This window comes from Sphingomonas sp. (assembly GCF_036387535.1).
Lineage (GTDB): Bacteria > Pseudomonadota > Alphaproteobacteria > Sphingomonadales > Sphingomonadaceae > Sphingomonas_R.
This window is the reverse complement of sequence record NZ_DASVTO010000059.1, coordinates 1-10,771: the sequence shown is the minus strand read 5'-3', so window position 1 is coordinate 10,771 and position 10,771 is coordinate 1. Positions and strand designations below refer to the sequence as shown.

The 10,771-nt window shown below is 69.8% G+C and carries 11 protein-coding genes; 6 read left to right on the top strand and 5 right to left on the bottom strand.

Annotated elements, in window-relative coordinates; all coding sequences use genetic code 11:
• Positions 1-223: 223 nt before the first annotated feature.
• Genes gspI through gspD form a run of 3 tightly spaced genes read left to right on the top strand, consistent with a single transcriptional unit; the run spans position 224 to position 3,597 of the window.
• Positions 224-676, top strand: coding sequence for a type II secretion system minor pseudopilin GspI (gene gspI, locus VF649_RS04920; protein ID WP_331010842.1), 453 nt, complete (start codon positions 224-226; stop codon positions 674-676).
• Positions 673-1,491 (top strand): type II secretion system protein N, encoded by an 819-nt coding sequence (locus tag VF649_RS04915; RefSeq protein WP_331010841.1) that lies wholly within the window; start codon positions 673-675, stop codon positions 1,489-1,491. Before gspI ends, VF649_RS04915 begins: the two co-directional genes overlap by 4 nt.
• A gap of 9 nt (positions 1,492-1,500) precedes the next feature.
• Positions 1,501-3,597 carry a type II secretion system secretin GspD gene (gene gspD, locus VF649_RS04910; protein WP_331010840.1) on the top strand — a complete coding sequence of 699 codons (2,097 nt, stop codon included), beginning with the start codon at positions 1,501-1,503 and terminating at the stop codon, positions 3,595-3,597.
• Positions 3,598-3,682: 85 nt separating this feature from the next.
• Here the strand turns inward: gspD and VF649_RS04905 are convergent, their stop codons facing one another.
• The 5 genes from VF649_RS04905 to VF649_RS04885 form a co-directional block, all read right to left on the bottom strand.
• Positions 3,683-4,408 carry a PEPxxWA-CTERM sorting domain-containing protein gene (locus VF649_RS04905; RefSeq protein ID WP_414713640.1) on the bottom strand — a complete coding sequence of 242 codons (726 nt, stop codon included), beginning with the start codon at positions 4,406-4,408 and terminating at the stop codon, positions 3,683-3,685.
• Positions 4,409-4,670: 262 nt separating this feature from the next.
• Complete coding sequence (locus VF649_RS04900) at positions 4,671-5,081, bottom strand: hypothetical protein (protein ID WP_331010839.1); 411 nt, start codon at positions 5,079-5,081, stop codon at positions 4,671-4,673.
• Positions 5,078-5,455: a hypothetical protein gene (locus VF649_RS04895; RefSeq protein WP_331010838.1), complete on the bottom strand. Its 378-nt coding sequence runs from the start codon at positions 5,453-5,455 to the stop codon at positions 5,078-5,080. The genes VF649_RS04900 and VF649_RS04895 overlap by 4 nt, the downstream gene beginning before the upstream one ends.
• Positions 5,452-6,120 (bottom strand): hypothetical protein, encoded by a 669-nt coding sequence (locus tag VF649_RS04890; RefSeq protein WP_331010837.1) that lies wholly within the window; start codon positions 6,118-6,120, stop codon positions 5,452-5,454. Before VF649_RS04890 ends, VF649_RS04895 begins: the two co-directional genes overlap by 4 nt.
• On the bottom strand, positions 6,113-6,994 hold the full coding sequence (locus tag VF649_RS04885) for a hypothetical protein (protein ID WP_331010836.1): 882 nt from the start codon (positions 6,992-6,994) through the stop codon (positions 6,113-6,115). The genes VF649_RS04890 and VF649_RS04885 overlap by 8 nt, the downstream gene beginning before the upstream one ends.
• A 94-nt stretch (positions 6,995-7,088) precedes the next feature.
• On the opposite strand from VF649_RS04885, the gene VF649_RS04880 reads away from it, so the two are divergent.
• Genes VF649_RS04880 through VF649_RS04870 form a run of 3 tightly spaced genes read left to right on the top strand, consistent with a single transcriptional unit; the run spans position 7,089 to position 10,621 of the window.
• On the top strand, positions 7,089-7,868 hold the full coding sequence (locus tag VF649_RS04880; RefSeq protein WP_331010835.1) for an SDR family oxidoreductase: 780 nt from the start codon (positions 7,089-7,091) through the stop codon (positions 7,866-7,868).
• A gap of 3 nt (positions 7,869-7,871) precedes the next feature.
• Entirely contained in the window at positions 7,872-8,984 is a 1,113-nt protein-coding gene (locus tag VF649_RS04875; protein ID WP_331010834.1) for a glycosidase, read from the top strand.
• Positions 8,981-10,621 (top strand): alpha-amylase family glycosyl hydrolase, encoded by a 1,641-nt coding sequence (locus tag VF649_RS04870; protein ID WP_331010833.1) that lies wholly within the window; start codon positions 8,981-8,983, stop codon positions 10,619-10,621. The genes VF649_RS04875 and VF649_RS04870 overlap by 4 nt, the downstream gene beginning before the upstream one ends.
• The last annotated feature ends 150 nt before the right edge of the window (positions 10,622-10,771 follow it).

Genomic DNA, 10,771 nt, shown 5'->3' with positions numbered 1-10,771 from the left:
TTCGAGCCTGTCGAGGAGCCTTCGCGCCGGACTGCTCCCTCATGCCCAGTCGAACAGGTCAGCAGGTTCTCGACAGGCTCGAACCAAACGGATCTATGGCAACAGCGGGCTGTCGTCACAGGCATCGACGAAGATCATCGTCCTCCCTCGATCGATCCCGCCCCCCCCATTCGCTTCGAGCCTGTCGAGAAGCCGGCCCCGCGGAGGGCCACCGGCCCCGGCAGTGCCGCGAACATCTCCAACCGGACGGGACTTCAGGCAGGATCGACCTCCGTCCCATACGCCGGACAGCCTCCGCGAACAGGGCTTCACCCTGATCGAGGCGCTGGTCGCGCTCCTCATCCTCGGCGTCGCCGCCGCCGGCCTCGTCCGCGCGGTCGAAAGCCATATCGATTCGATCGCCCGGCTCGAACAGCGGGCGGCCGCGCTCTGGGTCGCCGAAAATCGCCTGACCGAACTCGGCCTGCCCTATCCCGATGCCGCCGCCACTGCGGGAACGGTCGACATGCTGGGCCGACGCTGGCAGGTGCGGACCACGATGCGCACCAGCCCCGATCCCGATCTGTCCCGTGTCGATGTCGCGGTCGGCCCGCCCGGCGCCGCGCCGCTGGTGACGCTGAACGGCTTCGTCGATCGCGGCCCGCGGATCGCGCCGGTTCCGGCGGCTGGATCATGAGCCGTAGCCGCGCCGAAATCGGCGTTGATCTGTTCACGGGCGCGGTGATCGTGTCGGTGGCCGTTGCGCTGGCGGGGCTCAGCTGGCGCATCGCCGGCGATTCGGGCCTGCCCGCCCGCGCGCCGGTCGCCGCCCCGGTCCCAACGGCCGCGCCGGTCGACCTGAGCGCGATCACCGGCAGCGCCCCGTTCGGCAGCGCCGCCGCCGTGCCCACCACCGCCGCGACCGGCGGTCTGATGCTGCGCGCGGTGCTGTTCGCGCGGCCGGCCAGCGCATCGACCGCGCTGATCTCGTCGGGTGACACGCCCGCCTTGCTCGTCCACATCGGCGATCCCGCGCCCGGTGGCGCGGTCGTCGATTCGATCGCGATCGATCATGTCGTGCTCCGTACCGCATCGGGGCTCCAGACGCTGGCCTTTCCCAAGCCTGGCGCACCCGCCACGCCAGCCGACCCGTCCGGTACGCCGACGCCGCAGCCGTTCGTTGGCCTGCCGACGCCCACCGCGCCGGTCCCGATTCAGTCCGCACCGCTCAGCCTGCCCCCTCCGATGGGATTGGACGCCCCGGCGGCGTTTCTTGACAGCATCGGCGCCACCGCTACGGCGGGCGGCTACCGCATCGGTCCCAATGCCGCGCCGGCGATGCGCGCTGCCGGGCTGCAACCCGGCGATGTCGTGAAAAAGGTGAATGGCGCGATGGTCGGCGATATCGACCGGGATCGCATGCTGTTCGCCGCCGCCGCAAATGGTACGCCGCTTCGCATAGAACTCGTCCGGAACGGCCGCACCATCGCCGTCTCGCTCCCGGCCCGGTAAGGACATCGCATGATCCGCCCGACCCGTTTCCTCGCCGCCGTCGCGCTGGCAAGCCTTGTTCCCACCTTGTCCGTCGGCGCACAGGCACCGGTGGCCGATGTCGTCGTCAACATGCGCGACGTCGAAATCGCCGATGTCGCGGAACAGATCAGCCGCATCACCGGCCGCACCCTGATCCTCGATCCCGCGGTCAAGGGCCGGGTCAACGTCACCTCCGCCGAACCGCTCAGCGTGTCCGGCGTCTGGGAATTGTTCCAGTCGGTGCTGCGGGTGCAGGGCTTCGCCGCGGTGCGATCCGGCCGCGCCTGGCGCATCATCCCGCAGGCGAACGCCATCCGCGATGGCGGCGGCGGCGGGCGCGGATCGGTCGGCGCGCAGGATGTCGTCACGCGGCTCATCCGCCTGCGCAACCTGCAACCGGATGCCGCCGTCCGCGTCTTCCGTCCGTTGGTCGCCAGCTTCGGGACGATCGAGGCCGTGACGGATCCGGACGCGGTCGTCGTCACCGATTATGCCGAAAATGTCCGCCGCATCGAACGGCTCGCCGCCTCGCTCGACAGCGGCGGGGGCGCCGCGTTTGAAAGCATCACACTGCGCAACGGCGCGGCCAAGGATGTCGCCACCGCAATCCAGGCGGTGATGGGGGAAAATGGCGCAAAGGTGGTGGCGGACGAACGCAGCAACATCGTGCTGATCCGCGGCGATGCCGCTGCGATCGCGCAGGCGCGCCGGCTCGCCCGCACGCTCGATCAACCCGGCGGCGCCACCCCGATCACGCGCGTCTTCCGGCTGACCAATGCCGATGCCGAATCGATCACGCTGGTCCTGCGCGGCCTGATGGGCGATACCGCCGCCGCCCCCGCCGACAACCCCGTCGCGCGTAGCCTGGGTGCCGGTGGCCTGCCGATGGGTGCGGGGGGGCTGGGTTCGCTCGGATCCGGCAACAGCGCGCTGCTCGGCGCGGCCGCAGGCGGCAGCATCAACGGCAACGGGCAATCGGGTACCGGCGGCCTCGGGTCGCTGATCGGGGGCGGCAGCGGCGGCACGCTGGGCGGCGCCACCGGCAATCCCCAGGCCGCGGCGCAGGGTTTCGCCACCCCCGAACTGGCGGTGCAGCCCGCGCCCGAAATCAATGCCATCGTCGTCCGCGGGACGCCGACTGCCATCGCGATGATCGAACCGCTCATCACCGATCTCGACGTCCGTCGTCCGCAGGTCCAGATCGAGGCCGCGATCGTGGAAATCACCGGCGACCAGGCCGAAGCGCTCGGTATCCAGCTCGGCGCCGGCGCCGCGGCGATCGTCGGGGCGGACGGCGCCGCCTCGTCGGCCAGCACGGTCGGGTTGCCGCTCCGCTCGATCCTGAACGCGATCAACCCCGTCACCGCGGCCGGGCTGCTCACGGACGGGCTGACCGCCAATCTCGGCATCGGCCGCAACTTCAACATCCTGCTTCAGGCGCTCAGCACGTCAAGCCGCGCCAACTTGCTGTCGACGCCCAGCATCACCACGCTGGACAACACGCCCGCCGAAATCGTCGTGGGTCAGAATGTGCCGTTCCGCACCGGCAGCTTCGCGACCGACGGCAACAGCACCAATCCCTTCACCACCATCACCCGCCAGGATGTCGGCATCACGCTGCGCGTCATCCCGCGCATCCATGCGGGCAATGTCGTCCGGCTGGAGGTCAGCCAGGAAGTATCGTCGCTGGTCGGTGCGGTCACCGGCGCCGCCGATCTCATCACCAACCGCCGCGCGATCCAGACCACGGTGCTGGCCGACAATGGCGGCACCATCGTGCTGGGCGGCCTGATCAGCGACGATCGCCAGAACACGCGCAGCCAGGTGCCGTTGCTGGGCGACGTGCCCGTCCTCGGCAACCTGTTCAAAAGCCGGTCGGTCAGCCGGACCAAGCGTACCCTGTTCGTTTTCCTGAAACCCACGATCCTGCGCGACAAGGCCAGCGCGGACGCGGCCACCGATCGCCAATATGCCCGTGTCCGCGGCGATGAAGCCGCGCTGGAAATGCGCACGCGACCCGCCGACAGCCTGCTGGTCCGTCCCACCGGGCCAAGGCTCTCGACCGAGATCAACGGCCTGTACTGATATCCGGGGTCCTGCCCCGCCTCCACCATCGCCGCCGGACCATGACGGTCCGGCGGCGTTCACCACGACATCTGCGGCACGGCGGTCAGGCGAAGCGAACGGATACCTTGCGACGGCTGCGCATCGCGCCACCGATCACGCCGAAGCCGCCGATCATCATCGCCCAGGATGCCGGTTCCGGAACCGCCGCGACGGCCGCGAACGACCCTGCCAGCGCGGGGCGCAGCGCTTCGAACCCGTCAACCGCATCGACTTCGCCGGGGGTCGCGCCAATTCCGGCGGGATCGGGCGCACCGTGAATGTCGAACGCCAGCAGATTGAACTGGTCCAGCGCGCTTCTGTAGAAGCCGATATTGTCGATGTTGGTCGGAAAATCGACATCCTCCGGCCCGCTCACGCCCGGCGACCCGACCGTGATCGGATCGGGTGCGAACAGGGTGGACGACGCGGTCGACAGCAGGCCACTGTCATAATTGAGCGATCCGTCCGCCGCTGCGGCGACGGTCGCGATGTTCCAGAAGGATTCGCCGATGACCGGGGTCGATTCGAACACTTCGATCGCGCCATCGCCATCGACGTCGTCGCTCAGCGCCGGGGCCAGCGCCTTCACCTGCGGGGTCAGCGGATCGCCGATCAGCAGGTTGCCGGCATAATTGGCATGAAGGTGCAGTTGATGATCCCCCTGCGCCAGCGTACCCGCCGCCGCCGCCACCAGGAACCGGATGGTATTGGCCACGGGATCGAAATTGACGGTCACCTGACCGACGGGGGACAGCCCACGCGCCGGCGCCAGATCGGCCATATAGGTCACGGCACCGGCGGCCGTTGGAAGAGCGCACGCACAGACCCCCGCAGCGATCAACGCTGCCCGTACTTTCCCATACATCCGGATATCCTCCACTGACCACAAGTAGTGATCACTCGTGGTGCATGTAAAACATCATTCCAGATGCTTTGATCCGGAAAATACTTCCTGATCAAGGTTACTGATCGCTGTAACATATCCGATGTTACAGCGTTTTGCTTGCAGGAAGGCGAATAACAGCCTGTTCGATCGTGTGAAGGCTTCTGGTTCAGCCGCCCTCCGCCTCCGCCACGATCCGCACCCGCACCCGCCGGCCACGCCGGGAAAACACCGCCTGGTCCGCCGCCACGCCCTCCAGACGCCAGTCCCCGGTCGTCGCACCCACCGCGACCGGTCGGCTGCGGCCGTCCGCATCGCGGATCATCGCCACCGCTGCGTCGGGCAGGCGGCCGACCACACCCACCAGCACCGGCACATCCTGCATCGCACCTGCCTCCACCTCCGGCACAGACGGATCGTCCAGCCCGCCGCCAAAGATGCGCCGTCGCGGCACCGCCGCCACCGCCGGCCGCACGCGGACCGATGGCGCGGTCCGCGCCATCGGCGCCGGCGTCCGATCCCACAGCAGCAGCACCGGCATGGCGATCAGCATCGCGGCCGCGATCATCCACCGGATCATCGCGGTGTCACCATTGCGACGCCCTCGAACCGCAATCGGTCGGCGAACCCCGCCTCGGGCCGGATCTGCCACCGCTGGAACCGCACCACCGGCCGCCCCGCCTCCAGATCGGACAGCGCCAGCCGCATTGCACGCTCCGGCCCCTGCATCACCACGGTCGTCCCGCCGCCGTCCGCGGCAACGCGCATCAGCGTCAGCGAACGCCGCCGCGCGACGTCTTGCACCCGCGCCGCGGCATTGCCGCCGATCCGGGGCGGCATCGCCGCGGCGGTCGCCCGCTCCACGCGCACGACCGCCAGCCGCCGCAGCATCGTCGCCGCCCACCAGGACGTCGCCAGCACGAACAGCGCCAGGATCAGGAACCGCTTCGTCACAGCCGATCCGATCGCAACCGCATCCGGATCCCGCGGTCCGCCACCACATCCTGTCCGGTCGTCCGAAACGTCGCCAGCGACGGGTCACGCGCCAGCGCCGCGCGCAACAGCGCGGGGTCGATGACATCGATCTCCAGAACCATCGCCCCGTCCGCCTGCCGCTCCACACGGTGCACCGTCGCGCGCGGTGGCAACCCGGCGTCCAGCAACGCCAGGATCTCGCTCATGCTCGCACGCCGGAACACCGCCGCCACGTCCGCCTCCGCCTGCACCCGCACGCCGGCACCCTCCGCCGCCAGCGCCCAGGCACCGACGCCGGTCACCAGCGGGATCGCGGCCAGCATCCACCAGGGGGAAACCGGCACGGGGGCCGCGCGCAGCACGATGTCCGCGCCCGTCACCGCCACCGCCGCGCGCCCGCGCCCGTCCATGCGGGCCGATCGCGCCGCGGCATCCACCCGGTCGCGGTGCGCCATCGCCACCCGCGCACGGCCGTCGCCCAGATCGCGCCAGCCCCAGTCCACCCGCCGCAACGCCACCGGCGTCCGCCCGGCCAGTGCCGCCGCCACCGTCCGCCGCGTCATCGCCCCGGCGACCGTCACGGTCACCGCGAACACCTCCTCCGCCGGCAGGGCGACCGTCGCGGGCCCATGCTGCTCAACCAAGGTGCAGGATCACCAGGATCGCCAGGATCACCAGCATCGGCGGACCCAGCGTCGCACCCACGCCGGCAACCGCCAACATCGCGCGCGCGTCCACCGCGTGCATGACAGCATCGGGATCGTCCATCAACCGGTCGCGCTCGGCCGCGGTCAGGCCATCGGTCGGGATCACGCCCTCGCCCAGCACCTCCCGCACCGCCACCGCGCGTCCGGTTCGCCGCGCCACCGCCAGCGGTCGCATCGCCCCGCGCGCCATCGGCAACAGCATCGCCGGCAACAGCCCCCACCAACCGACCAGCGCCAGCCCGATGATCGGCACCAGCGCCGGTACCAGCCAGGCGCGTCGTGCCGCGATCGCGCTTTCCGCCTCGAACCGCATCCGGCCGGCAACCCGCGTCAGCATCGTCGCATCGCGCCCCGGCACCGCGAGCGCCACCGCCAGCGCCGCCGCCCAGTCCTCCGGCGCCTCGCCGGCCGCGATCCGGTCCAGTACCGCGTCCGGTGCGTCGCCGCGCACCCGCGCCACCGCGTCCGCAACCGTCGCGCCGCGCACCACCAGCTGCGCGACACCGTCCACCGCCACCCAGCGCGCCACACCGGCATCGCCCAGCCCCTGCGCCAGCCGCCCCAGCAGGCTCGGCCGCGCCGCCTCCACCGCCACCGCAACCGGCGCCACCACAGGATCCGCCGCCGTCACCACCACCGGCCGCCGCAGCGCGAAGCGCAGCGCCGCGACCGTCTCGGCATCGTCGGGATCGGTCATGTCGACCACGATCCGCCCGTTCTCCTCCGCAAGGCCCTTTATTCCGCGCGCCGCCAGGAACCGCGGGTCGACGCCGCGGATCAGATCGGGGTTCGGATCGGTCCTGCGCTCCATGCCGCCCGCATAGCCCGGACCACCCCGTCACCGCCAGACCGCCATTGCCCTGCCCGGCACGCTGCGCCATCGTCCGGCCGAACGGAGAATCCCCATGGACCTGAAGATCGCCGGCCGCACCGCCATCGTCTGCGCTTCCAGCCGGGGGCTTGGCCGCGCCTGTGCGCTCGAACTCGCCCGCGCCGGCGCCCGCATCGTGATCAACGGCCGCAATCCCGAACGGCTGGCGGCCACCGCCGATGCGATCCGCACCGAAACCGGGGCGGAGATCCTGCCCGTGGTCGCCGACCTGTCGACCGAGGCCGGCCGCGCGGCGCTGCTCGCGACGGTTCCGCATGTCGATATTCTCGTCAACAATAATGGCGGCCCGCCGTCGGTCGATTTCCGCACGATCGATCGCACCGCGATGCTGGCCGGGCTGGAGGCGAACATGATCGCCCCCGCCATGCTGATCCACGCCGTCATCGACGGCATGGTCGAACGCCGCTTCGGCCGGATCGTCGACATCACGTCGGGCTCCGTAAAGATGCCGCTGGCCGGCCTCGACCTGTCCAGCGGCGCGCGCGCCGGCCTCACCGGCTTCCTCGCCGGCATCGCGCGCAGCGTCGCCCACGCCAATGTCACCATCAACCATCTGCTACCCGGCAGTTTCGATACCGATCGCATCGCATCATTGGTTGCGGGCCAGGCGGCCAGGTCCGGCCGCCCCGCCGCCGATATCCTTGCGGAACGCGAACGCGGCATCCCCGCCCGCCGGCTCGGCACGCCGGAGGAATTCGGTGCCGCCTGCGCCTTTCTTTGTTCCGACATGGCCGGCTACATCACCGGCCAGAGCCTGCTGATCGACGGCGGTATCTTCCCGGGGATCATGTAGCGGATGCACGACGCCCTCATCTTCACCCCCGCAGATGTCGATCTGACCCGCAGTCCCTTGCGCGCCACGCTGGACGCGCCGACCCATGTGCTCGGCGCATTCAACCCCGGCTTCACCCGCCTGCCCTCCGGTAACCTGCTGATGATGGTCCGGATCGCGGAGGCGCTGTCCGAACCGGTGCAGAACGGCCATGTGCACGCGATCCGCTGGACGCCGACCGGCTATGTCCGCGATGCGTTTCCGCTGGACCAGGTCGACATGGCCGATCCCCGCCAGTTCGAGCTGAAGGGCCGCCCGCATCGCATCCTCGGCCTGACCTCGCTGTCCTGGCTGCTCCCGGTCGAACTCGATCCCGCCGGATGCACCGTCCTGCATGTCCACTATGACCGCGCCGTCGCCCCCGCCGCCGGCTATCAGGATTATGGGGTGGAGGATGCGCGGATCAGCCGGATCGGCGAGCGCTGGTACATGACCACCTGCTCGGTCAGCGCGGAACGCCATTCGACCACGCTCCACATCAGCGACAACGGCCTCGACTACCGGCTCGACGGGATCATCCTCGATCATCAGAACAAGGACATGCTGCTGTTCGAAGGGCTGGTGGACGGCGCCTTCCACGCGCTCACCCGCCCGCTGGGGGAGGTGTATTTCGCCTATCCGCCCGATAGCCCCTATGCCGGCGGTCCGGCGATCAACGTCGCGCGCTCGCCCGATGCGCTTCACTGGCGCCCGCTCGGCGCCCCCGGCTTGCGCGCGCGCAAGGACAGCCTGTCCGCGATGAAGATCGGCGGCGGTACGCCCCCGATCCTGACGCCGGACGGCTGGCTGATCCTCTATCACGGCGTCGAAACCCGTGCGCAGGTCGGCGTCTACCGCACCTTCTGGGCGCTGCTCGACCGCGACGATCCCACCCGCATCCTCCGGCTGGAGGACCACAACCCGCTGCTGGAGGCCAACCCCGCGCTTACCGCCCCGATCGCCGACCGTCTCTATCTGCCGACTCCGGTCGTCTTCACCACCGGCATCGTCGATGCCGGCGATCACTATATCGTCGCCTCGGGCGAAGCCGATCTCGCCTGCCGCATCACCCATATCGGCAAGGCGCTGTTCGCATGACCGCATGGTGGCAAAGCGCGGTCATCTACCAGGTCTATCCGCGCTCCTTCCAGGACAGCGACGGCGACGGCATCGGCGATCTGAACGGCATCCGCGCGCGGCTCGATCATGTCGTGGACCTGGGCGTCGACGCCATCTGGATCTCGCCCATCTACCCCTCGCCGATGGCCGATTTCGGCTATGACGTGGCCGACTATACCGGCATCGATCCCCGTTTCGGCACGCTGGCCGATTGCGATGCGCTGATCGCTGCCGCGCACGCCCGTGGCCTGAAACTGCTGCTCGATTTCGTCCCCAATCACAGTTCGGACCAGCACCCGTGGTTCCGCGAAAGCCGGTCCAGCCGCACCAACCCGAAACGCGACTGGTATCTCTGGGCCGATCCCGCCCCGGGTGGCGGCCCGCCCAACAATTGGATCAGTGATTTCGGCGGCCCTACCTGGACCTTCGATCCCGCGACCGGCCAATATTATGAACATGCGTTCTTGGCCGAACAGCCCGACCTCAACTGGCGCAACCCGGCTGTGCGCGCGGCCATGTATGATGCGATGCGCTTCTGGTATGACCACGGCGTTGACGGGTTCCGCATCGATGTCCTGTGGCACATGGTCAAGGCGCCCGGCTTTCCCGACAATCCCCCCAATCCCGCCTTCCGCGACGGCATGGGCGCGATGCACCGCGTGCTGCAGACCAACAGCACCGATCAGCCCGAGGTCCACGCCATCGCCGCCGACATGCGCGCGGTCGCCGACGCCTATCCCGACCGCGTCCTGATCGGCGAGATCTACCTCCCCATTCCCGACCTCATGGCCTATTACGGCACGCCGGACCGGCCGGAGGTCCACCTTCCCTTCAACTTCCAACTGATCGACGCGCCGTGGGATGCGCGCGCGCTCCACCGCATCATCGCCGAGTACGAGGCCGCCTTGCCGCCCGGCGCCTGGCCCAACTGGGTACTCGGCAACCATGATCGCCCGCGCATCGCCACCAAACGCGGTCAGGCGCAGGCGCGCGTCGCCGCGATGCTGCTGCTCACGCTCCGCGGCACGCCCACCATCTATTATGGCGATGAAATCGGCCTGGAGGACGTCGCCATCCCGCCCGACCGGGTGCAGGATCCGCGCGAACGCCGCGAACCCGGCCTTGGCCTCAACCGCGACCCCGTCCGCACCCCGATGCCCTGGGACGCGAGCGCGGGCGCCGGCTTCACCAGCGCCACGCCCTGGCTCCCGCTCAACCCCGATCACCGCACCCGCAACGTCGCGGCGCAATCGGACGAACCATCCTCGATCCTTACCCTTCACCGTGCCCTGCTCGCGCTGCGCCGCCAGCATCCCGCGCTCGCCACCGGCCCGATCGCCCTCCTCCCGCCGGATGACGCGATCCTCGCCTACCACCGCGGCGACGACCTGCTGGTCGTCCTCAACCTCACGGACACCCCCGCCGGCCTCGCTCTCCCGCACGGCACGTGGCACACCCTCTGCTCCACCCTCTCCCCACATCCGTCATCCCGGCGAACGCCGGGATCTCTTCCCGGTAAAGCGCCCCCCGCAAGCCCGGATCAACCCCCCTCCGCCACCACCACGAACCTGAAACTCGCCCCCAACGAAGGCCGCATCCTCCACCGCCCTTCCTAGTTCCCCCACGAACGCGGGGGCCCAGTTCGCCCGCCCCCAAGCGCCCCCCAAAACAGCCAGACCGAAACATAAGGCCCCCACATGCGCATCGCCATGCTCGCCTCCATCTCCTGGCGCACCCCGCCCCGCCACTACGGCCCCTGGGAACTC

Excerpts from the sequence above, each read along its gene's own strand:
- gspD (WP_331010840.1), top strand. The coding sequence starts at position 1,501 with ATGATCCGCCCGACCCGTTTCCTCGCCGCCGTCGCGCTGGCAAGCCTT.
- VF649_RS04870 (WP_331010833.1), top strand. The coding sequence starts at position 8,981 with ATGACCGCATGGTGGCAAAGCGCGGTCATCTACCAGGTCTATCCGCGC.
- VF649_RS04915 (WP_331010841.1), top strand. The coding sequence starts at position 673 with ATGAGCCGTAGCCGCGCCGAAATCGGCGTTGATCTGTTCACGGGCGCG.
- VF649_RS04885 (WP_331010836.1), bottom strand. The coding sequence starts at position 6,994 with ATGGAGCGCAGGACCGATCCGAACCCCGATCTGATCCGCGGCGTCGAC.
- VF649_RS04900 (WP_331010839.1), bottom strand. The coding sequence starts at position 5,081 with ATGATCCGGTGGATGATCGCGGCCGCGATGCTGATCGCCATGCCGGTG.
- VF649_RS04875 (WP_331010834.1), top strand. The coding sequence starts at position 7,872 with ATGCACGACGCCCTCATCTTCACCCCCGCAGATGTCGATCTGACCCGC.
- VF649_RS04880 (WP_331010835.1), top strand. The coding sequence starts at position 7,089 with ATGGACCTGAAGATCGCCGGCCGCACCGCCATCGTCTGCGCTTCCAGC.